The sequence below is a fragment of the Streptomyces sp. TE5632 genome, assembly GCF_054061295.1.
Genome location: NZ_JBSSEA010000003.1, coordinates 3,960,177 through 3,981,574 on the forward strand (window position 1 = coordinate 3,960,177; position 21,398 = coordinate 3,981,574).

17 protein-coding genes are annotated in these 21,398 nt (G+C 70.8%); 11 read left to right on the forward strand and 6 right to left on the reverse strand.

What is annotated here, in order from left to right; translation table 11 throughout:
- Window positions 1–138: 138 nt before the first annotated feature.
- Together ACVW19_RS23470 and ACVW19_RS23475 are read left to right on the forward strand one after the other, a co-directional pair.
- Window positions 139–477 (forward strand): DUF3817 domain-containing protein, encoded by a 339-nt coding sequence (locus ACVW19_RS23470; protein ID WP_381368181.1) that lies wholly within the window; start codon window positions 139–141, stop codon window positions 475–477.
- An 87-nt stretch (window positions 478–564) separates the two neighbouring features.
- On the forward strand, window positions 565–2,265 hold the full coding sequence (locus ACVW19_RS23475) for an acyl-CoA mutase large subunit family protein (RefSeq protein ID WP_457461494.1): 1,701 nt from the start codon (window positions 565–567) through the stop codon (window positions 2,263–2,265).
- Window positions 2,266–2,288: 23 nt separating this feature from the next.
- Here ACVW19_RS23475 and ACVW19_RS23480 read toward each other — a convergent pair whose 3' ends face one another.
- Window positions 2,289–2,924, reverse strand: a complete 636-nt coding sequence (locus ACVW19_RS23480; RefSeq protein ID WP_457461496.1) for a TetR/AcrR family transcriptional regulator — start codon at window positions 2,922–2,924, stop codon at window positions 2,289–2,291.
- Window positions 2,925–3,181: 257 nt separating this feature from the next.
- On the opposite strand from ACVW19_RS23480, the gene ACVW19_RS23485 reads away from it, so the two are divergent.
- From ACVW19_RS23485 to ACVW19_RS23500, 4 genes are all read left to right on the forward strand, one after another.
- On the forward strand, window positions 3,182–4,162 hold the full coding sequence (locus ACVW19_RS23485; RefSeq protein WP_457461497.1) for a tetratricopeptide repeat protein: 981 nt from the start codon (window positions 3,182–3,184) through the stop codon (window positions 4,160–4,162).
- Window positions 4,163–4,806: 644 nt separating this feature from the next.
- Window positions 4,807–5,451: a DUF6230 family protein gene (locus tag ACVW19_RS23490; protein WP_457461498.1), complete on the forward strand. Its 645-nt coding sequence runs from the start codon at window positions 4,807–4,809 to the stop codon at window positions 5,449–5,451.
- Window positions 5,452–5,642: 191 nt separating this feature from the next.
- A complete protein-coding gene (locus ACVW19_RS23495; RefSeq protein WP_457461499.1) occupies window positions 5,643–6,227 on the forward strand; it encodes a DUF6114 domain-containing protein in 585 nt (194 codons plus the stop codon).
- Complete coding sequence (locus ACVW19_RS23500) at window positions 6,217–7,626, forward strand: hypothetical protein (protein ID WP_457461501.1); 1,410 nt, start codon at window positions 6,217–6,219, stop codon at window positions 7,624–7,626. Before ACVW19_RS23495 ends, ACVW19_RS23500 begins: the two co-directional genes overlap by 11 nt.
- A 106-nt stretch (window positions 7,627–7,732) precedes the next feature.
- Here the strand turns inward: ACVW19_RS23500 and pyk are convergent, their stop codons facing one another.
- The 3 genes from pyk to pta all read right to left on the reverse strand — a co-directional run bounded on the left by pyk (window position 7,733) and on the right by pta (window position 12,625).
- Window positions 7,733–9,160: a pyruvate kinase gene (gene pyk, locus ACVW19_RS23505; RefSeq protein ID WP_457461503.1), complete on the reverse strand. Its 1,428-nt coding sequence runs from the start codon at window positions 9,158–9,160 to the stop codon at window positions 7,733–7,735.
- 73 nt (window positions 9,161–9,233) lie between these two features.
- Window positions 9,234–10,484: an acetate kinase gene (locus tag ACVW19_RS23510; RefSeq protein ID WP_457464749.1), complete on the reverse strand. Its 1,251-nt coding sequence runs from the start codon at window positions 10,482–10,484 to the stop codon at window positions 9,234–9,236.
- A gap of 26 nt (window positions 10,485–10,510) precedes the next feature.
- Window positions 10,511–12,625, reverse strand: a complete 2,115-nt coding sequence (gene pta, locus ACVW19_RS23515) for a phosphate acetyltransferase (RefSeq protein WP_457461505.1) — start codon at window positions 12,623–12,625, stop codon at window positions 10,511–10,513.
- 275 nt (window positions 12,626–12,900) lie between these two features.
- Between pta and ACVW19_RS23520 the strand changes: the two genes are divergently transcribed.
- On the forward strand, window positions 12,901–13,926 hold the full coding sequence (locus tag ACVW19_RS23520; RefSeq protein ID WP_457461507.1) for an ATP-dependent 6-phosphofructokinase: 1,026 nt from the start codon (window positions 12,901–12,903) through the stop codon (window positions 13,924–13,926).
- Window positions 13,927–14,200: 274 nt separating this feature from the next.
- Here the strand turns inward: ACVW19_RS23520 and ACVW19_RS23525 are convergent, their stop codons facing one another.
- Window positions 14,201–14,884 carry a response regulator gene (locus ACVW19_RS23525; RefSeq protein ID WP_457461509.1) on the reverse strand — a complete coding sequence of 228 codons (684 nt, stop codon included), beginning with the start codon at window positions 14,882–14,884 and terminating at the stop codon, window positions 14,201–14,203.
- The gene (locus ACVW19_RS23530; protein WP_457464751.1) at window positions 14,881–16,500 is read right to left on the reverse strand and encodes a sensor histidine kinase; all 1,620 of its coding nucleotides are present in this window, start codon (window positions 16,498–16,500) and stop codon (window positions 14,881–14,883) included. Before ACVW19_RS23530 ends, ACVW19_RS23525 begins: the two co-directional genes overlap by 4 nt.
- 207 nt (window positions 16,501–16,707) lie before the next feature.
- Between ACVW19_RS23530 and ACVW19_RS23535 the strand changes: the two genes are divergently transcribed.
- The 4 genes from ACVW19_RS23535 to ACVW19_RS23550 all read left to right on the forward strand — a co-directional run bounded on the left by ACVW19_RS23535 (window position 16,708) and on the right by ACVW19_RS23550 (window position 21,398).
- Complete coding sequence (locus ACVW19_RS23535) at window positions 16,708–18,090, forward strand: cation:dicarboxylate symporter family transporter (RefSeq protein ID WP_457464753.1); 1,383 nt, start codon at window positions 16,708–16,710, stop codon at window positions 18,088–18,090.
- A gap of 134 nt (window positions 18,091–18,224) precedes the next feature.
- Window positions 18,225–18,653 (forward strand): MerR family transcriptional regulator, encoded by a 429-nt coding sequence (locus tag ACVW19_RS23540; RefSeq protein ID WP_457461510.1) that lies wholly within the window; start codon window positions 18,225–18,227, stop codon window positions 18,651–18,653.
- A complete protein-coding gene (locus ACVW19_RS23545; RefSeq protein ID WP_457461511.1) occupies window positions 18,650–18,982 on the forward strand; it encodes a thioredoxin family protein in 333 nt (110 codons plus the stop codon). The genes ACVW19_RS23540 and ACVW19_RS23545 overlap by 4 nt, the downstream gene beginning before the upstream one ends.
- A gap of 133 nt (window positions 18,983–19,115) precedes the next feature.
- Window positions 19,116–21,398 carry a HelD family protein gene (locus ACVW19_RS23550; RefSeq protein ID WP_457464755.1) on the forward strand — a complete coding sequence of 761 codons (2,283 nt, stop codon included), beginning with the start codon at window positions 19,116–19,118 and terminating at the stop codon, window positions 21,396–21,398.

Sequence of the window (21,398 nt, forward strand, 5' to 3'; positions counted from 1 at the left end):
AGGCCGCCGACGATCTCGGAAGCAGCGCCGGGGAAGTGGGCCGACATCCGCCACCTCGGCCCGCTGCCTCGGGCAGCGGGACTTCGAGGCGAATGCCCCGGGGCAAGATCTCCTGGAACGGCCCGTTACGCTCGTGCCATGAAGAAGAGCGTGCTGACCCGCTACCGGGTCATGGCCTACGTCACCGGTGTCCTGCTGGTCCTGCTGGTTTTCGGCATGATCGGCAAGTACGCGCTCAAGATGGACGGCGCGGCGGACTTCACGCAGGTGGTCAGCATCGCCCACGGCTGGCTGTACGTCATCTACCTGATCTTCGCCTTCGACCTCGGCTCCAAGCTGAAGTGGCCGGTCAAGAAGCAGATCTGGGTGCTGCTGGCCGGCACCGTTCCCACGGCGGCCTTCTTCGTGGAGCGCAGGATCAGCCGTGAGCTGGAGGCCGGGGCCGCCGACGGGGCGCCCGCGGTCGCCAAGGCGTAACGTTTCGGGCTTTGACACCGCCGCATGGAGCAGTGTGCGGCGGTCAGCCATCGACATTTACTAGGACGTCCTAGTAAATTCGAAGGTATGGACGCTGACGCCATTGAGGAAGGCCGCCGTCGCTGGCAGGCCCGGTACGACGCCGCGCGCAAGCGCGACGCGGACTTCACCACGCTCTCCGGCGATCCCGTGGAGCCGGTGTACGGGCCGCGGCCCGGGGACGCCTACGAGGGGTTCGAGCGGATCGGCTGGCCCGGTGAGTACCCCTTCACCCGTGGTCTGTATCCGACCGGCTACCGGGGGCGCACCTGGACGATCCGGCAGTTCGCCGGGTTCGGCAACGCCGAGCAGACCAACGAGCGCTACAAGATGATCCTCCGCAACGGCGGCGGTGGGCTCTCCGTCGCCTTCGACATGCCGACGCTCATGGGCCGCGACTCCGACGACCCGCGCTCCCTGGGCGAGGTCGGGCACTGCGGGGTGGCCATCGACTCGGCCGCCGACATGGAGGTCCTGTTCGACGGCATCCCCCTCGGGGACGTGACGACCTCCATGACGATCAGCGGGCCCGCCGTGCCCGTCTTCTGCATGTACCTCGTCGCCGCCGAGCGCCAGGGCGTGGACCCCGCCGTGCTCAACGGCACGCTGCAGACGGACATCTTCAAGGAGTACATCGCCCAGAAGGAGTGGCTCTTCACGCCCGAGCCGCATCTGCGTCTCATCGGCGACCTGATGGAGCACTGCGCGGCCGGCATCCCCGCCTACAAGCCGCTCTCCGTCTCCGGCTACCACATCCGCGAGGCCGGCTCGACGGCCGCCCAGGAGCTGGCGTACACGCTGGCGGACGGCTTCGGGTACGTGGAGCTGGGGCTCAGCCGCGGGCTCGACGTGGACGTGTTCGCGCCCGGTCTGTCCTTCTTCTTCGACGCGCACCTCGACTTCTTCGAGGAGATCGCCAAGTTCCGCGCCGCGCGCCGCATCTGGGCCCGCTGGATGAGGGACGTGTACGGCGCGCAGAGCGAGAAGGCGCAGTGGCTGCGGTTCCACACGCAGACCGCGGGCGTCTCGCTGACCGCGCAGCAGCCGTACAACAACGTCGTACGGACGGCCGTGGAGGCGCTCGCCGCGGTACTCGGCGGGACGAACTCCCTGCACACCAACGCCCTGGACGAGACGCTCGCCCTGCCCAGTGAGCAGGCCGCCGAGATCGCCCTGCGCACCCAGCAGGTGCTCATGGAGGAGACCGGCGTCGCCAACGTGGCCGACCCGCTGGGCGGTTCCTGGTTCGTGGAACAGCTGACGGACCGGATCGAGGCGGACGCGGAGAAGATCTTCGAGCAGATCAAGGAACGGGGACTGCGCGCGCACCCCGACGGGCAGCACCCCATCGGGCCGATCACCTCCGGCATCCTGCGCGGTATCGAGGACGGCTGGTTCACCGGCGAGATCGCCGAGTCGGCGTTCCGCTACCAGCAGGCGCTGGAGAAGGGCGACAAGAAGGTCGTCGGGGTCAACGTCCACACCGGCTCGGTCACCGGTGACCTGGAGATCCTCCGGGTCAGCCACGAGGTGGAACGCGAGCAGGTGCGGACGCTGGGCGAGCGCAAGGCCGCCCGCGACGACGCGGCGGTACGGGCCGCCCTGGCCGCCATGCTCGACGCGGCCCGCTCCGGCGCCAACATGATCGAGCCGATGCTGGACGCCGTGCGCGCCGAGGCGACCCTCGGCGAGATCTGCGACGCTCTGCGGGACGAGTGGGGGGTGTACACGGAGCCCGCGGGCTTCTGATCGCCGTTCCGCCCCGACCCCTGCTACCGGATGGGGTCGGGGGTGGTGAGGCCGGTGAGGAGGACGCGGGCGAGGTCGTGGACCCACTCCTCGTCCGCCGGGCGCCCACTGACCAGCGTGCGGTGCACCACCGCGCCGGCGACCATGTCGAAGATCAGGTCCACGGTGCGGGCCGCCTCGGCCGGGTCGGGGTCGGGCGGCAGTTCGCCGCGTCTCTGGGCGCGGGCGCGGCCGGTGTGGACCAGGCGTTTCTGCCGTTGGACGATCGAGGTGCGGATGCGTTCGCGCAGGGCCTCGTCGAGGGCGGACTCCGCGACCGCCGCCATCAGCCCGCACCTGGCCTCCGGGCGGGACAGCAGCGCCGCGAACTGGAGGACCACACCCTCGATGTCCGCGGCGAGGCTGCCGCGGTCGGGGAGTTCGAGTTCGTCGAAGAGCTCGGCGACCGCGTCCACGACCAGCTCGTTCTTGCCCGCCCAGCGCCGGTAGAGGGTGGTCTTGGCGACTCCCGCGCGGCTCGCGACGTCCCCCAGGGTGAGCTTGGACCATCCCAGTTCGACCAGGGCCTCCCGCGTCGCGGCCAGGATCGCGGTGTCCGCCGCGGCGCTGCGCGGGCGTCCGGTGCGCGTGGCGGGGGGTCGACTGGCGCTGTTCTGCATGGGCACGACCCTATCCGCCGGTTCCCGTGTCGCCGTGAGGGGAGAGTGAGGGAGATCACCGGGACGGCCCGGTCCGTGCGCCGTGCACGGCATTACGCTACGACCCGTAGCGAAAGTGTGGTCGGGCCGAACGGAACGGCCGGCCCGCTCGAGCGACGACCACTGGCGCGGGTGGGGACCCGGCGCCGAAGAGTACGCGGGCGCCCGGGTTTCCCGGCGTTTTCACAGACACGCGGGGTACGGGGGAGGATAGACGCATGCAGCCACGGAACATGTCCATGAGCGGAGTCGTCGACCTCGCCGCGGTGAAGGCGGCCCAGGAGGCCAAGACGAAGGCGGAGCAGGCCCGCGCGGAGGCGGCCCGGCAGGGCGGCGGGGGCGCGGTCTCCCCGGCCGACCTCGTCATCGACGTCGACGAGGCCGGCTTCGAGAGCGACATCCTGCAGCGGTCCGCCGAGGTCCCGGTCGTCATCGACTTCTGGGCCGAATGGTGTGAGCCCTGCAAGCAGCTGAGCCCCGTCCTGGAGCGGCTCGCCGTCGAGTACAACGGGCGCTTCCTGCTCGCCAAGGTCGACGTCGACGCCAACCAGATGCTGATGCAGCAGTTCGGGATCCAGGGCATTCCCGCGGTGTTCGCGGTGGTGGCCGGGCAGGCGCTGCCGCTCTTCCAGGGAGCCGCGGGCGAGACGCAGATCCGCCAGACCCTGGACCAGCTGGTGCAGGTCGCCGAGGAGCGCTTCGGTCTGACCGGGCTCACCGTCGACCCCGACGCCGTACCGGGCGGCGGCGGTGCCGCGTCGGGCGCCGAGGCGCCCGTCGGTCCGTACGACGCCCTGCTGGAGGCCGCTGTGCAGGCGCTGGACGCCGGCGACCTGGGCGGCGCGATCCAGGCGTACAAGAACGTGCTCACCGACGACCCGGGTAACCCGGAGGCTCAACTGGGGCTCGCCCAGGCCGAGTTGCTCCAGCGGGTGGAGGGGCTGGACCCGCAGCGGGTGCGCGCGGACGCCGCCGGGAAGCCGCAGGACGTCGAGGCGCAGATCACCGCTGCCGACCTGGACCTGGTGGGCGGTCATGTCGAGGACGCCTTCGGCCGGCTCATCGAGACGGTGGGGCGCACGGCCGGCGACGACCGCGAGGCCGTGCGGGTGCGCCTGCTCGAGCTGTTCGAGGTGGTCGGGACCGAGGATCCTCGCGTGATCGCCGCGCGCAGAGCGCTGGCGCGTGCCCTGTTCTGAGCGGATCGGGGTCCCCTGTCCGGCCGCCCCGGGGCGGTTTCCGGCCCTGTGGTGCCCGAGTGGAGGATTGGCCGACGGGGGACCGGTGCGGCCGCGCTTTGCCAAAACTTGGCAATCGCGGCCGCTGTTACTGCGAGTAAGTCGCACGCGTTGATCTGTCGGCCTCTGCCCGGGCGTCAACTGTTTTGTCCGCACCCATCGGGGCACCGAGGGTCGCCGTCCGGCACCGGTGGGTCGCCCTCCGGTTGTCCAGCCGTTACCAGCGAGTAATGAACCCCCTTGTGCGGGCGGCGAGAATGCACCACGATCGGCGACGCTCGGTCCATTGCCCGTCCTCCGACAGCCGGTCGGGACGCGGGCGCACTGGGTCCCCACCGAGCAGAACCGGCGGCAGTGGAGCCGGTTCTCGGACAGGGGGGTCTTCGCTCACCCGGCGAAGCCTGTCCAGCAGGTTGTGCGTGATGCGTGTCAGGCGCGACCAGTGGTTGTCGCTCGGGGGTGATCGCCGGTGATTCGGGCGCTTCGTGCGTTGCTGGGCGCGGCGCTCTCCTTCCCGAGGACGTAGCACTTCTCCCATCCCTGCCCGGCTGCCGCCTGTTGGCGGTGGGTCAGAGCAGGAGATGTACGTCCGAGAAGGAGGAAATATGGAGTCCCAGGTGCGTGGCGGGACCAGATGGAAGCGGTTCGCCGTGGTGATGGTGCCCAGCGTGGCCGCCACGGCGGCGGTGGGTATCAGCCTGGCGCAGGGCGCCCTCGCGGCGTCGTTCAGCGTCTCCGGCCAGGAGTTCAAGGTGACGGCCAGCCATCTCGAGGGATGGGGCTTCGCCCAGTACGGCGGTATCGACACCGGTTACACGTCGACCGACGGCAAGACCAAGACCCAGCGTCCGGTGGCGATCTCGTCGTTCGACCGTGCCGAGATCACCAAGATGTGCCAGTCCGTCAAGACGGAGATTCCCCTCATAGGGAAGACGGTCTACCTCCGTCTCGAGGCGGGTCCGAACGCGCAGCAGAAGGTCGAGGCCAAGAACCTCTACATCGACGTCGCCCAGCTCGACGCCGATGCGACCTTCACGAACATCGACATCGGTGTCGCTGTCAAGGACAAGACCCGTGGTCCCGACGTGAAGGACGGCGAGAACGCGCTGCCGGGCGGCTTCGCCCAGCAGTCGGAGAAGGCCGACCTCAGAAACGTCAAGCAGACGGCGTGGGCGACCACGGCCGGTACGTTCAAGCTCAGCGGCCTGAAGATGCGTCTGGGCGGGGACCCCAAGATGGAATGCTACTGACGGACTCCGCTCCGGAGACGTCCTTGGCCGGCTGAGCGGCCGAGTGGGGGCGGGGAAGCGGTCGCTTCCCCGCCCCGCAAACCCACCCCGGTGCTTCGTACCCGGGTGTTCGCACAGACTCAGACCTTCCGGCTTCTCCACCCCCAGGCCGAGCCGGTATGTAACTTCACCGGACCAGGGAGCTGTTTTCCATGAGTGCCGAGACTCCGGTCCAGAGCGCCCGGACTTTCACCCGGCTGCGTCTGCGATTCCGTGACTGGCGGGGCCACCGGCCGTTCTGGGCGGGCCTGTTCACCCTGCTCGGCGGGGTGCCCATCGCTTACTTTCCCTATGCCACGCTGAAGCTGGGCCATATGTCGATCGCCATGGCGACGACCGCCGGCGCGGGCTCTCTGATCATCGGTGTCCTGCTGGTCACGCTGGGTCTGACCATGTGGTTCCAGCAGGCCACCAGGATCTTCGCCGGTGTGGCGTCGATCCTTCTGGCCCTGGTGTCCCTGGTGGTCTCCAACATAGGTGGCTTCCTGGTCGGCTTCCTGCTCGCCCTGATCGGCGGTGCGCTGGCCCTCTCCTGGGTACCGGACAAGCCGCAGGCCGAGGCGCACGGGCACCGGAAGTCCTCCGGCGGGCCCGCCGGAGACGACGCCCGGAAGGGCACCGCTGAGGGCGCCGGTGGTGAGGCGGGGCAGCCGCACCCTCCGTATGAGGACGGCGACCTCGGGGAGGCGGACGAAAACCGGATCGAGGACCGCGACAGGGGGCACCGTGTCGGCTGACGAGATGCGAGACCAGAGCGCTGCCGTGGCCCTGACTCCGGAGAGGAGAGGGCCCCGCCACGCGGCCCCCAGGAAGCCGCTGTTCACCAAGTTCCACATGCCTGCGGGGAAGGCGATCGCCTTCGCGGCGATGCCGACCGCGCTCCTCATGGGAATGGGGTTCACGCCGACGCTGGCCCAGGCCGACGAGCGGCCGCACTCGAGGAGCCTGACCGCCGACGAGTACAAGGACTGCCTGAAGGCCCTGGAGGAATCCGAGGACGACGCGTCCTCCTCGGCCGACCCGTCCGCCTCGGCGAGCGACACGGTGACTCCGTCCCCCGATGCCGACGCCACCACGGAGCCGAGCCCCTCGGCCTCCGCCGGGGAGCGCGGGACCGCGAACCCGGGCGAGGGCAGGGGCACGGTCAACGGCTCGTCCTCTTCATCTCCTTCGTCGGATTCGGGTTCCGGTGACTCCGACGACAAGGAGGAGCCCGCGCCCGCCCCGTCCGAGGCCTCGGACGAGCAGGACTCCGGTGACCGGGCCGAACCCGCGCCCACGCCCTCAAAGACCGAGCGCAACGTCCTGGAGGACATCGGGGACGCCGTCAAAGACGTCCTCACCCCCAAGGACAAGAAGGCCGAGGAGGGCCCGAGCCCCACCCCGTCGGCCTCCGCCACCGAAGCCGTCGAGGACGCGGCGGAGACCAACCGGAAGGCCGTCGAGAAGGCCACCGAAGCCGCGAAGGAAACCGCCGGGGAAGCTGCGGACCCGGCGGCCGGGGCGGCGGAGGACGCGGCGGAGGCGGCCGAGACCCCGGTGGCCCCGGAGGCTCCGGAAACCCCGGCGGACCCGGAGTCGGCGGATCCCGTCACCGCCTCGCCGAGCCCGTCCGCACCGGCCGGACCGGCCGACCCGTCAGGGAGCGCCACGACCGGCCCCGACGACTGCCCGGTCGCCACCGACGCCGAGGGCGGGGTCGACAACAAGGTCTTGCTGCCCGACGACCCCTGGTTCCTGAACGCCAGCTCGCTGCTGCTGAAGGGTGCCGACTACCAGGGCATCGTCGAGGTCCGGACCGCGAGCGGCAAAGTCAAGAAGGTCCTGAAGTACGTCGTCTCCGACGGCACCGACATCGGCGACCTGCACCAGACGGTCGAGGACAAGTCGATCGGCAAGACCCACCACGTGCAGGCGGCCAAGGGGTCGATGTCCACCATCCGCGACGGCGACACCGTGATGTACACGGAGCGCATCTCCGGCAAGCTGCTCGGGCTGATCCCGGTCACCTTCGACCCCGAGAACCCGCCGCCGCTCAACATCCCCCTGATCTACTTCACCGATGTGACGGTCCAGCAGGCCGGCCAGTTCGGCGGAACCCTGCACGTGCCGGGCCTGCAGCAGTACGTCACCTGAGGAACCGTTGGATCCGGCTGGATCCGCCGGATCACTCCGGGAGCCGCACGATGCCGAGGGCGCCCCCTCTCCAGGGGGCGCCCTCGGCATCGTGCACACGGGTGGGTCAGCTGGTGGGGCCGCCCATGTGGTGGACGCGGACCATGTTGGTGGTGCCGGGGACGCCGGGCGGCGAGCCGGCGGTGATCACCACGATGTCGCCCTCGTCGAAGCGCTGGAGCCGGACCAGTTCCTGCTGGACCAGGTCGACCATCTCGTCGGTGCTGTTCACGAACGGCACGACGTGCGACTCCACGCCCCAGCTCAGCGCCAGCTGGTTGCGGGTGGCCTCGTCCGTGGTGAACGCCAGGATCGGCTGGACGGCGCGATAGCGGGACAGCCGCCGGGCGGTGTCGCCGGACTGGGTGAAGGCCACCAGGCCCTTGCCGCCGAGGAAGTCGGCGATCTCGCAAGCCGCGCGGGCCACCGAACCGCCCTGCGTACGCGGCTTCTTGCCGGGCACCAGCGGCTGCAGGCCCTTGGAGAGCAGCTCCTGCTCGGCCGCCTGGACGATCTTCGACATCGTCCGCACGGTCTCGATCGGGTACGCGCCCACGCTCGACTCGGCCGACAGCATGACCGCGTCGGCACCGTCCAGGATCGCGTTGGCCACGTCGGAGGCCTCGGCGCGGGTCGGACGGGAGTTGGTGATCATCGACTCCATCATCTGGGTCGCCACGATCACCGGCTTCGCGTTGCGCCGGCACAGCTCGATCAGGCGCTTCTGCACCATGGGGACCTTCTCGAGCGGGTACTCGACGGCGAGGTCGCCGCGGGCGACCATCACACCGTCGAACGCCATCACGACGTCCTCCATGTTCTCCACCGCCTGCGGCTTCTCCACCTTGGCGATGACGGGCACCCGGCGTCCCTCCTCGTCCATCACGCGGTGGACGTCGGCCACGTCCTTGGCGTCCCGGACGAAGGACAGCGCGACCAGGTCGCAGCCCATGCGCAGCGCGAACCGCAGGTCCTCGATGTCCTTCTCGGACAGCGCGGGCACGTTCACGGCCGCGCCGGGCAGGTTGATGCCCTTGTGGTCGGAGATGACACCGCCCTCGATGACGATCGTCCGCACCCGGGTGCCCTCGACGTCCAGCACCTTCAGCTCGACGTTGCCGTCGTTGATCAGCACCTGGTCGCCGCGGGAGACGTCGCCCGGCAGGCCCTTGTAGGTCGTTCCGCAGATGGTCCGGTCGCCGGGGACGTCCTCGGTGGTGATGGTGAACTCGTCACCGCGCACCAGCTCGACGGGGCCCTCGGCGAAGGTCTCCAGGCGGATCTTCGGGCCCTGGAGGTCGGCGAGGACACCGATGGACCTGCCGGTCTCCTTGGCGGCGGCACGAACCCTGTCGTACCTGCCCTGGTGCTCGGCGTGCGAGCCGTGGCTGAAGTTGAAGCGGGCCACGTTCATGCCGGCTTCGATCAGGGCGACGAGCTGCTCGTGGGAGTCGACCGCGGGGCCGAGAGTACAGACGATTTTGGAACGGCGCATGGGGCGATCCTATCGGTTTGTTTCGCTCCGGAATATTCCGTCTGGCGGAAGGTACATATGAGGAAGCCGCTGCTCAGTTGCGCTTTCCGGCCAGTGCGTAGGTCTGTGTGGCAATCTCCATTTCCTCATCCGTCGGTACCACGGCGACCGCGACCCGCGCACCCGCGGGCGAAACCAGCCGCGGCCCGTCACCGCGCGCGCCGTTGCGCTCGGCGTCGACCGCCAGACCCAGTTCCGTCAGGCCCGCCACGGCCGCCTCCCGCACCGGAGCGGCGTTCTCGCCGACCCCGGCGGTGAACGCCACCGCGTCCACCCGTCCGAGAACGGCGTAGTAGGCACCGATGTACTTCTTCAGACGGTGAATGTAGATGTCGAACGCGAGCTTCGCCTGTTCGTCGCCCGCGTCGACCCGGCGGCGGATCTCCCGCATGTCGTTGTCACCGCACAGACCGACCAGTCCGCTCTTCTTGTTGAGAAGAGTGTCGATCTCGTCGGCGGACATTTCGCCAACACGCATCAAATGGAAGATGACGGCCGGGTCCATGTCTCCGGACCGGGTACCCATCACCAGTCCTTCCAAGGGCGTCAGTCCCATGGAGGTGTCCACGCACCTCCCGCCCCGCACCGCCGAGGCGGACGCCCCGTTGCCCAGGTGCAGCACGATGACGTTCACGTCCTCGGGCGCCTTCCCGAGCAGCCGGGCCGTCTCCCGGGACACATACGCGTGCGAGGTGCCGTGGAAGCCGTAGCGACGGACGTGGTGCTCGTCGGCGGTCTTCACGTCGATCGCGTAGCGGGCGGCCGACTCCGGCATCGTGGTGTGGAAGGCGGTGTCGAAGACGGCGACCTGCGGCAGGTCCGGGCGCAGCGCCATGGCGGTGCGGATGCCCGTCAGGTTGGCCGGATTGTGCAGCGGGGCGACCGGGATGAGCCGCTCGATCGCGTCGAGCACCGCGTCGTCCACGACGGTCGGCTCGGTGAAGTGCATCCCGCCGTGCACCACCCGGTGCCCGATCGCGGCCAGTTCGGGGGAGTCGAGCCCCAGCCCGTCGAGGGCCAGTTCCTCGGCCATCGCCTTCAGGGCGGCGTCGTGGTCGGCGACCGGACCGGTCCGCTCCCTGGGTCCTCCGCCCGACGCCAGCGGTGTGTGCCGGACCAGCGAGGTCCGCTCGCCGATCCGCTCGACCAGGCCGGACGCGAGCCGGCTGCGGTCCCTCATGTCCAGCAGCTGGTACTTCACCGAGGAGGAGCCGGAGTTGAGGACGAGGACGCGAGAAGGACGCGAAGGACGAGAAGGAGGCGTCGAGCTCGGCTCGTCGGGCAGGGCGGTGGCGGGGGACGGGTGGGCACTCACTGGGTGGCTGCCTTCTTGCTCGGGGCCGGGGCGGGGGACTCGGCGGCGGACTGGGCCTGGATCGCCGTGATGGCGACGGTGTTGACGATGTCCTGGACGAGGGCGCCCCGGGACAGGTCGTTGACCGGCTTGCGCAGCCCCTGCAGCACCGGGCCGACCGCGATCGCGCCGGCCGAGCGCTGCACGGCCTTGTAGGTGTTGTTGCCGGTGTTCAGGTCGGGGAAGATCAGCACGGTCGCCTGCCCGGCGACCTCGGAGTCCGGCAGCTTGGTCGCCGCGACCGACGGCTCCACGGCCGCGTCGTACTGGATCGGCCCCTCGATCCTGAGGTCGGGGCGGCGGGCCCGCACCAGCTCGGTCGCCTCGCGCACCTTGTCGACGTCGGCGCCGGAGCCGGACGTCCCCGTCGAGTAGGACAGCATCGCGATCCGCGGCTCCACCCCGAACCGCGCGGCCGTGGCCGCCGACTGCACGGCGATGTCGGCGAGCTGCTCGGCGTCCGGGTCGGGGTTGACCGCGCAGTCGCCGTAGACCAGGACCCGGTCGGCCAGGCACATGAAGAAGACGGAGGACACGATCGAGGAGTCCTGCCGGGTCTTGATGATCTCGAAGGCCGGCCGGATGGTCGCGGCCGTGGAGTGCACCGAGCCGGACACCATGCCGTCGGCGAAACCTTCCTCCACCATCAGCGTGCCGAAGTAGTTAGGGTCCGAGACGACGTCGTAGGCCAGCTCGACGCTGACCCCGCGGTGGGCGCGCAGGGCGGCGTACTTCTCGGCGAAGGCGTCGCGCAGCTCGGAGGTGGCCGGGTCGATCAGCTGGGTGTCGCCGAGGGCGATGCCGAGGTCGGCGGCCTTCTTGCGGATGTGGTCGACCGGTCCCAGCAGGGTGAGCTCGCACACGCCCCGGCGCAGCAGCACCTCGGCCGCGTGCAGCACCCGCTCCTCGCCGCCTTCGGGCAGGACGACCCGCCTGAGGTCGGAGCGGGCCTGTTCGAGCAGCTTGTGCTCGAACATCATCGGCGTGACGCGGTCGCTGCTGGGGGCGGAGACCCGCCGGGTGAGGTCGGCGGTGTCGGCGTACCTCTCGAAGAGGCCGAGCGCGGTCTCCGCCTTGCGCGGGGTGGCCGCGTTCAGCTTCCCCTCCAGGGAGAACAGCTGCTCCGCGGTGGGGAAGCTGTTGCCGGGCACCGACAGCACCGGGGTGCCGGGGGCGAGGCGGGAGGCGAGGGTGAGGATGCGGTCGGCGGGCACCTCGTCCAGGGTCAGCAGCACCCCGGCTATCGGCGGGGTGTTGGTGCTGTGCGCGGCCAGTGAGCCGACGACCAGGTCGGCGCGGTCTCCCGGGGTGACCACCAGGCAGCCCGGGGTCAGGGCGGCGAGGAGATTGGGCAGCATGGCGCCGCCGAAGACGAAGTCCAGGGCGTCGCGGGCCAGCCCGGAGTCGTCGCCGAGCACCACCTTCGCGCCCAGGGTGTGGGCGATCTGGGCCACGGTGGGGGCGGCCAGCGCGGGTTCGTCGGGCAGGACGTAGCAGGGCACCGGCAGCCGGGAGGCGAGCCGCTCGGCGATCTCGTCCCGGTCCTCGCGGGCCACCCGGTTGACCACCATGGCGAGCACGTCGCAGCCCAGCGTCTCGTAGGCGCGGAAGGCGTTGCGGGTCTCGTCGCGCACCGACTCGGAGCTCTGCCTGCGGCCGCCCACGACCGGGATCACCGAGGCGCCGAACTCGTTGGCGAGGCGGGCGTTGAGGAACAGCTCGTCCGGGAACTGGGTGTCGGCGTAGTCGGTGCCGAGGACGAGGACGACGTCGTAGTCGCGGGCGACGGCGTGGAACCGGTCGACCAGCGTCGACACCAGTTCGTCGGAGCCGCGTTCGGCCTGGAGGGCGGACGCCTCCTGGTAGTCCATGCCGTAGACGGTCGCCGGGTCCTGGGTGAGCCGGTAGCGGGCGCGCAGCAGCTCGAAGAGGCGGTCGGGGCCTTCGTGCACCAGGGGACGGAAGACGCCCACCCGGTCGACCTGCCGGGTCAGGAGCTCCATGACCCCCAGTTCGACGACCTGGCGGCCGTCGCCTCGCTCGATGCTGGTCACGTACACACTGCGGGTCACGCGTGCTCCGTTTCGTCTGGGGTCTCGCGGTGCTTGTCGGCCCTGTGGGATCCGGCCCGGATGCCGCGCTCGCCGGGGCGAGCAGATCCCCTTTGACAGTACCTCCGGCGCTGGTGGGGGGCGTCCGCCCGTGGGGTGCGGCCCCGAGCCCGGGGCACGGGGCCGGGGGCGGGAAACCGGTGGGCGGCCGGGACGGGGAGCCCGGCGGGCCGGGCGGCATGGAACAATCGAAGTTGGCTCACCGGTATCCACAGCGACCAGGAGACGACAACACGATGCGTATCGGAGTTCTCACCGCAGGCGGCGACTGCCCCGGCCTGAACGCCGTGATCCGGTCGGTTGTGCACCGAGCGGTCGACAACTACGGCGACGAGGTCATCGGCTTCGAGGACGGCTATTCGGGCCTGCTCGACGGCCGCTACCGGACCCTCGACCTCAACGCGGTCAGCGGCATCCTGGCCCGCGGGGGCACCATCCTCGGTTCCTCCCGGCTGGAGCGCGACCGGCTCCGCGATGCCTGCGAGAACGCCTCCGACATGATCCGCGACTTCGGCATCGACGCGCTCATCCCGATCGGCGGCGAGGGCACGCTCACCGCCGCCCGCATGCTGTCGGACGCGGGACTGCCGGTGGTCGGCGTCCCGAAGACGATCGACAACGACATCTCCTCCACCGACCGCACCTTCGGCTTCGACACCGCCGTCGGCGTCGCCACCGAGGCGATGGACCGGCTGAAGACCACCGCCGAGTCCCATCAGCGGGTGATGGTCGTCGAGGTCATGGGCCGGCACGCGGGCTGGATCGCCCTGGAGTCCGGCATGGCCGCCGGCGCCCACGGCATCTGCCTGCCCGAGCGGGCCTTCGACCCGGCCCAGCTGGTCAAGATGGTCGAGGCGCGCTTCGCCCGCGGCAAGAAGTTCGCGGTGATCTGCGTCGCCGAGGGCGCCCACCCCGCCGACGGCACCATGGACTACGGCAAGGGCGAGATCGACAAGTTCGGCCACGAGCGCTTCCAGGGCATCGGCACGGCGCTGGCCGGTGAACTGGAGCGTCGCCTCGGCAAGGAGGCCAGGCCGGTCATCCTCGGCCACATCCAGCGCGGTGGCACGCCGACCGCGTACGACAGGGTGCTCGCCACCCGCTTCGGCTGGCACGCGGTGGAGGCCGCGCACCAGGGCCGGTTCGGCAAGATGACCGCACTGCGCGGGACCGACATCGTGATGGTCCCGCTCGCGGAGGCCGTCACCGAACTGAAGACGGTCCCGAAGGACCGCATGGACGAGGCCGAATCGGTCTTCTGACCGGCCCCGGCGGTCGGGGAGAAGACGTGCGCGGGCCCGCCCGCGCCGGCCCCGGCCGCCCCGTCCGGCGCGAAACCGGGACCATGATCGCGGTGGTCGGCGGACTCGGTGCGAAGAGGATCGTCAGCGGGAACGGCCGGTTGAGCGGGTTGAGCCGGTCGAACCCGAGCGGAAACGGGAGAGCGGACAGGCCGTGAACGCCCGCACCACCCGGGCCGGCGGGACGCGCGGGGCAGGGCACCGTACTCGGTGAAGGCTTCGGTGCCTCAGCACCTCACCGCCCCGTCACCCACCGGTACTGCAACTCCGGCCGACCCACGGTCCCGTACTGCGGGCGCCGGGCCGCGCGGCCCGCGTCCACCAGGTGTTCCAGGTAGCGGCGGGCGGTGATGCGGGAGATGCCCACCGCCTCCGCCACCCCGCTCGCGGTCAGGCCCTCGCCGGCGTCACGCAGGGCCACGGTCACCCGTTCCAGGGTCGGTGCGCTCAGGCCCTTGGGCAGGGCGGCCGGCCCGGGGGCGCGCAGGGTGGCCAGCGCGCGGTCCACCTCGGCCTGGCCGCTGGCCTCGCCCACGGCCGCGCGGAACTCGGCGTACCGGACCAGGCGGTCCCGCAGCGTCGCGAAGGTGAACGGTTTCAGCACGTACTGGACGACGCCCAGCGACACCCCCTCGCGCACCACCGCGAGGTCCCGTGCCGACGTCACCGCGACGACGTCCGCGTGGTGTCCGGCCGTCCGCAGCGAGCGGGCCAGCTGCAGTCCGTGCACATCGGGCAGATGCAGGTCGAGGAGGAGCAGGTCGACGGGGGTGCGCTCCAGCACCCGGCGGGCCTCGGCGCCCGTCGTCGCCTTGCCGACCACGACGAACCCGGGCACCCGGCCGACGTACAGCACATGGGCGTCGGCGGCGACCGGGTCGTCCTCCACTACCAGGACACGGATGGGTCTGTCGGTCATGCCCCGCCTCCCGTGCCGGAGCCGACGCCCTTCGCGTCCGCGCCGCTGCCGGCCGTGGCCACGCCGGCGGGGCGCAGCGGGAGCCGTACCTCGAAGCGGGCGCCGCCCTCCTGTGCCGAGGTCACCGTCAGCGTGCCGCCGTGCCGGTGCGCCGCCTGCCGTACCAGCGCCAGCCCCAGCCCACGGCCGTCCGGCCCCGACGGCTTGGTCGTGAAGCCCCGCTGGAAGACCGCCTCGGTGTGGTCCGGGTCCACGCCCGGACCGGTGTCGGACACCCGCAGGACCAGCTCCGCGCCGACGTCGGTGAGGGCCGTGACCGTCACCCGGGCACTGGTGCCGCCCTGCGCCGCGTCCACCGCGTTGTCGATCAGGTTGCCCAGGATGGTGACCAGGTCGCGGGCGGGCAGGCTGTCCGGCAGCAGCCCGTCGTCCAGCCGGCTGGACGACGAGACCACCAGCTCCACGCCCCGCTCGTGGGCCTGGGCCGTCTTGCCCAGCAGCAGTGCGGCCAGCACCGGCTCGCCCACCGCCGCCACCACCTGGTCGGTGAGCGCCTGGGCGAGTTCCAGCTCGGCGGTCGCGAAGTCCACCGCCTCCTCGGCCCGGCCCAGCTCGATCAGCGAGACGACGGTGTGCAGCCGGTTCGCCGCCTCGTGCGCCTGCGAGCGCAGTGCCTGCGTGAAGCCCCGCTCCGAGTCCAGCTCACCCATCAGCGACTGGAGCTCGGTCACATCGCGCAGGGTCACCACCGAACCGCGCCGCTCACCGCCCGACACCGGTGAGGTGTTCACGACCAGCACCCGGTCCGCGGTGAGATGCACCTCGTCCACCCGGGGCTCCGAGGCGAGCAGCGCGCCCGTCAGCGGTGTCGGGAGGCTGAGCTCCGCGACCGGTCTGCCCACCACGTCCTCCTTGGGAGCCACACCCAGCAGCTCCCTGCCACCGTCGTTGATCAGCGCCACCCTGTACTGCCCGTCCAGCATCAGCAGCCCCTCACGCACGGCGTGCAGCGCGGCCTGATGGTAGTCGTGCATGTGGCTGAGTTCCCTCGCGTTCATCCCGTGGGTGTGCCGGCGCAGGCGGGCGTTGATGACGTACGTGCCGATCGCGCCCAGTCCGAGCGCACCGGACGCGACCGCGAGCAGGGCCGTCAGCTGGGCCTGTGCGCGCTGGCTGATCTCGTCGACCCGGATGCCCGCGCTGACCAGGCCGACGATCCGGTCGCCGTCCCGGACCGGGGTGACCGCGCGGACGGACGGGCCGAGGGTGCCGGTGTAGGTCTCGGTGAACGTCCGGCCCTCCAGGGCGGGCGCGGTGTGGCCGCGGAAGGGCAGGCCGAGCTGGTCCGGGTCGGGGTGGGTCCAGCGGATGCCCTGCGGATTCATGATCGTGACGAAGTCGACGTCGGTGTCGCGCACCACCGCCAGCGCGTACGGCTGGAGCGTGGCCGAGGGATCGGAGGTACGGATCGACTCGCGCACCGAGGGGGAGTCGGCCACCGAGAGGGCCACGGCCCGTGCCTGGTGGCTCGCCGCCTCCTCGGCCTGGCCGCGGTCGCTGAAGTAGCTGAACAGCGCGTATCCCACCACGAGGATCGCTATCAGCACCGCCTGCATGGCGAAGAGCTGGCCCGCGAGGCTGCGGGGTCGGGGGAGGGGGATGAGCACTCCGACAGTGTGCCTGCCATGTAGGCGTGAACTAAATGAACGGAAGGGTGACCACGCTCACAAGACGGGACATAGTCACGGCGTTCCCCGAAATCTCATCCCCCGGACGTGAGCCGCACGCCGGTTGATGCCGACGACGTCATCAAGGAGGCCGCCGTGACCAGCACCACCGATACGGCACCTGCCGCTCCCCGAGCGAAGCGGGACCGCACGCACTATCTCTACATCGCGGTGATCATCGCGGTCGCCCTCGGTATCGCCGTCGGTCTGACAGCCCCCGACTTCGCGGTCGAGCTGAAGCCGATCGGCACCGGCTTCGTGAGCCTGATCAAGATGATGATCTCGCCGATCATCTTCTGCACCATCGTGCTGGGCATCGGCTCCGTGCGGAAGGCCGCCAAGGTCGGCGCGGTCGGCGGTATCGCCATGGTCTACTTCCTGATCATGTCGCTGGTCGCGCTCGGCATCGGCCTGGTCGTCGGCAACATCCTGGACCCGGGTACGGGTCTCGCGGTCACCGACGCGGTCAAGGAGACCGGTCAGGCCCAGGTCGACACGGAGGCCAAGGACACCACCGAGTTCCTGCTCGGCATCATCCCGACCACGATCGTGTCCGCCTTCACCCAGGGCGAGGTCCTGCAGACCCTGCTGGTCGCCCTGCTGTGCGGCTTCGCGCTGCAGGCCATGGGCAACGCCGGCCAGCCGGTCCTGCGCGGCATCGAGCACATCCAGCGGCTGGTCTTCCGGGTCCTCGCCATGATCATGTGGGCCGCCCCGGTCGGTGCGTTCGGCGCCATGGCCGCGGTCACCGGCTCGGCGGGCCTGGACGCGCTGAAGAGCCTCGCGGTGCTGATGCTCGGCTTCTACATCACCTGTGCGCTGTTCATCTTCGTGGTGCTCGGCGCGCTGCTGCGGATCGTCGCGGGCCTGAGCGTCTGGAGCCTGTTCAAGTACCTGGGCCGTGAGTTCCTGCTGATCCTGTCCACCTCCTCGTCCGAGTCGGCGCTGCCGCGGCTCATCGCGAAGATGGAGCACGTGGGCGTCAGCAAGCCGGTGGTCGGCATCACCGTCCCGACCGGTTACTCCTTCAACCTCGACGGCACCATGATCTACATGACCATGGCCTCGCTGTTCATCGCCGACGCCCTGGGCACGCCGATGGCGATCGGCGAGCAGATCGCGCTGCTGCTCTTCCTGCTGATCGCCTCCAAGGGCGCCGCCGGTGTCTCCGGTGCCGGCCTGGCGACGCTGGCCGGTGGTCTGCAGTCGCACAAGCCGGCCCTGGTGGACGGCATCGGCCTGATCGTCGGCATCGACCGCCTGATGAGCGAGGCCCGCGCCCTGACCAACTTCGCGGGCAACGCGGTCGCCACGGTGCTGATCGGCACCTGGACCAAGGAGATCGACAAGGAGCGGGTGAACCAGGTCCTCTCCGGGGCCATCCCCTTCGACGAGACCACCCTGCTGGACGACCACGACGGCGCCGGCCGCGCCGAGGCCCCCGCAGCGGGCAGCGAGAAGGAACTCGCCAAGGCCTGACGCGCACAGCCCTCCCGGGCCTCCCCTGCCGCCGAGCGGCCGGACTCCTTCCCCCGTGAGCCCGGCCGCTCGGCCCTTTCGCCGCCCCGCCCGGTCTTGCCCTGACGCCGACGTCAAGGCGTACGTTCACCGGTATGCGAATCGGCGAGCTGGCCGCACGCGCCGGAACCACCACACGGACGCTGCGGTACTACGAGTCACGGGGACTGCTGCCCGCGCGGCGTACGGACAACAACCACCGGACGTACGACGAGAACGACCTGAAGCTGCTGCGGCAGATCCGGACGCTCCAGGACTTCGGGTTCGAGCTGGAGGAGACCCGGCCGTTCGTGGAGTGTCTGCGGGCCGGGCACCCCGAGGGCGACTCGTGCCCCGCGTCGCTCGCGGTCTACCGGCGCAAGCTGGACGAACTCGACGCGCTCATCGACGAGCTGCGGACGGTACGGGCGAGCGTCGGGGAGCAACTGGCCCGGGCGGAGAGGGCGCGCGACGAGCTGGCGGCCGACGCTGCGGTTCCGGGGGGTCCGGAACCGGTGTGCGAACTCGGAGGGCGGCACGGATGAGCAGGGCGAAAGGCGTGAGGGAAGTGACCGACGCGGACTTCGCGTCGGAGGTGATCGGAGCCGAGTTGCCGGTGCTGGTGGAGTTCACCGCCGACTGGTGTCCGCCGTGCCGGCAGATGGGGCCGGTGCTGAGCGCGCTCGCCACCGAGCAGGGCGAGCGGCTGAAGGTCGTGCAGCTGAACGTGGACGCCAACCCGGCGACCACCAATGCGTACGAGGTGCTGTCGATGCCGACGTTCATGGTGTTCCGGGACGGGGAGCCGCTGCGGTCGATGGTGGGCGCCAGGCCCAAGCGGCGGCTGCTGGAGGAACTGGCCGAGGTGATCTGAGCCGCCGTCCCGCGCCGGTACCGGACACGGAAAAACCCCCGGGTAATTGCGCCCGGGGGTTTTCGGTGCGTATATTCGTTGACTTACGCCTTCAATTGGGGCAAGTCGCAGAAAAGTTCACTGGGCACAGTGTATCCGGGCGGGAGCGGAATTGTCAAACAGCGAATTTCCGGACCATGAATTCCGGCAGGAACAGGAATTCGTCGACGGACTGTACGCACGGGTGGACGCCCTGCGCGGCGACACCGAGGTGTCCGTCACGGACGCGCTCGGCCAGGGCGACACGCCCATGCAGGCCAGGCTGGAACGGGACATCCTCGTCGCCGAGCGGTCCGGGCTGCTCGCCGCGCTGAACGCGGTGGACGGCTCCCTCTGCTTCGGCCGGATCGACCTCTCCTGTGGCGACACCCACCACATCGGCCGGATCGGTCTGCGCGCCGACGACGAGGAGCACACCCCCGTCCTGATCGACTGGCGCGCCGATGTCGCCCGCCCCTTCTACCTGGCCACCGGCCACACCCCGATGGGCCTCAGGCGCCGTCGGCACATCACCAGCGAGGGACGCCGGGTCACCGCCCTGCACGACGAGATCCTCGACCTCGGTGACGAGACCCGCACCGGCCACGAGGACCCGACCGGCGACGCCGTGCTGCTCGCCGCGCTCAACTCCGCGCGCACCGGCCGCATGGGCGACATCGTGCGCACCATCCAGGCCGACCAGGACCGCGTCATCCGCGCCCCGCACCGGGGTGTGCTGGTGGTCGAGGGAGGCCCCGGCACCGGCAAGACCGCGGTCGCCCTGCACCGCGCCGCCTACCTCCTCTACGAGTACCGCGAACTGCTGGCCCGCCGCGCCGTCCTGATCGTCGGACCCAACCCGGCGTTCCTCGGCTACATCGGCGAGGTGCTGCCCAGCCTCGGTGAGACCGGGGTGCTCCTCTCGACCGTCGGCGAACTGTTCCCCGGCGTGCGGGCCACCCGGGCGGACACCCCCGAGGCCGCCGCCGTGAAGGGCCGGGCGGACATGGCGGACGTCCTCGCCGAGGTCGTCCGCAGCCGGCAGGCGCTGCCCGACCCGGTGATCACCATCGAGCACGACCGCGAGATCCTGATGCTCGACGACGGCCTGGTCCGGGTCGCCCGGGAACGCACCCGCGCCGCCAGGCTGCCGCACAACGCGTCCCGCGAGTACTTCGAGGGCCACATCCTCAACGCGCTCACCGACATGGTCGCCGAACGCATCGGCACCGACCCCTACGACGGCTCCAATCTGCTCGACCCCAGCGACATCACCCAGATCCGCGACGAACTCGCCGAGAACCCCGAAGTGTGGTCCGCCGTCGACCAATTGTGGCCCCTGCTCACCCCGCAACGGCTGGTCGCCGACTTCCTCGCCGAGCCCGAGGACCTCCTGCCCGCCGAGGACGCCGCCGCGATCCGCCGCCCGGTGACCAGGCACTGGACCGTCGCCGACGTGCCGCTGCTCGACGAGGCCGCCGAACTCCTCGGCGAGGACGACCGGCCGACGCGGGAACGGGCCGACCGCGAGCGGCGCACACAGATCGCCTACGCGCAGGGCGTACTGGACGTGTCGTACGCCTCCCGGACCTTCGAGTTCGAGGACAAGGAGGAGGACGACCCCGAGTCCTCCGAGGTGCTGTCCGCGCACGACATCATCGACGCCGAGCGCTTCGCCGAACGGCACGAGGAGGACGACCACCGCAGCGCCGCCGAACGGGCCGCGGCGGACCGTACCTGGGCGTTCGGGCACATCATCGTCGACGAGGCGCAGGAACTGTCGCCGATGGCCTGGCGGCTGCTGATGCGGCGCAGCCCGACCCGCTCGATGACCCTGGTGGGCGACCCCGCGCAGACGTCGGAGGCGGGCGGTGTCGGCTCCTGGGAGGACATCCTCGCCCCGTACGTCGAGGACCGCTGGGAGCACACCCGGCTCGGCGTCAACTACCGCACCCCGGCCGAGATCATGGACGTCGCGGCGGCCGTGGTCCGCGCCGAGCACCCCGGCTTCGAACCGCCCGGTTCGGTCCGCTCCACCGGCGTACGCCCCTGGGCCCGCGCCACCGACGACCTGCCCGGCGCCGTAGCCGAGGCCGTCGCGGAACTCGGCGGACCAAAGGACGGCCGGCTCGCCGTCGTCGCCCCGCGCGACCTGCACCGCGCGCTGGCCGCCCGGCTGGACGGGGTGACGGCCGGCGCCGAACCCGATCTGACGCAGGGCGTGGTCCTGCTCGACCCGCGCCAGGCCAAGGGGCTGGAGTTCGACTCCGTCCTCGTGGTCGAGCCGGGGCGCTACGGCACCAGCGACCTGTACGTGGCACTGACCCGCGCCACCCAGCGGCTCGGCGTCCTGCACACCGGGCCGCTGCCGAAGCCGCTGGCCGACGCCCTGGCGTAG

What these genes read in the sequence shown, in the direction of transcription:
- ACVW19_RS23520 (WP_457461507.1), top strand. Translation starts at nt 12,901, where the DNA reads ATGCGTATCGGAGTTCTCACCGCAGGCGGCGACTGCCCCGGCCTGAAC.
- ACVW19_RS23530 (WP_457464751.1), bottom strand. Translation starts at nt 16,500, where the DNA reads ATGCAGGCGGTGCTGATAGCGATCCTCGTGGTGGGATACGCGCTGTTC.
- ACVW19_RS23545 (WP_457461511.1), top strand. Translation starts at nt 18,650, where the DNA reads ATGAGCAGGGCGAAAGGCGTGAGGGAAGTGACCGACGCGGACTTCGCG.
- ACVW19_RS23525 (WP_457461509.1), bottom strand. Translation starts at nt 14,884, where the DNA reads ATGACCGACAGACCCATCCGTGTCCTGGTAGTGGAGGACGACCCGGTC.
- ACVW19_RS23480 (WP_457461496.1), bottom strand. Translation starts at nt 2,924, where the DNA reads ATGCAGAACAGCGCCAGTCGACCCCCCGCCACGCGCACCGGACGCCCG.
- ACVW19_RS23490 (WP_457461498.1), top strand. Translation starts at nt 4,807, where the DNA reads ATGGAGTCCCAGGTGCGTGGCGGGACCAGATGGAAGCGGTTCGCCGTG.
- ACVW19_RS23485 (WP_457461497.1), top strand. Translation starts at nt 3,182, where the DNA reads ATGCAGCCACGGAACATGTCCATGAGCGGAGTCGTCGACCTCGCCGCG.
- ACVW19_RS23475 (WP_457461494.1), top strand. Translation starts at nt 565, where the DNA reads ATGGACGCTGACGCCATTGAGGAAGGCCGCCGTCGCTGGCAGGCCCGG.
- pyk (WP_457461503.1), bottom strand. Translation starts at nt 9,160, where the DNA reads ATGCGCCGTTCCAAAATCGTCTGTACTCTCGGCCCCGCGGTCGACTCC.
- ACVW19_RS23495 (WP_457461499.1), top strand. Translation starts at nt 5,643, where the DNA reads ATGAGTGCCGAGACTCCGGTCCAGAGCGCCCGGACTTTCACCCGGCTG.
- ACVW19_RS23540 (WP_457461510.1), top strand. Translation starts at nt 18,225, where the DNA reads ATGCGAATCGGCGAGCTGGCCGCACGCGCCGGAACCACCACACGGACG.
- ACVW19_RS23470 (WP_381368181.1), top strand. Translation starts at nt 139, where the DNA reads ATGAAGAAGAGCGTGCTGACCCGCTACCGGGTCATGGCCTACGTCACC.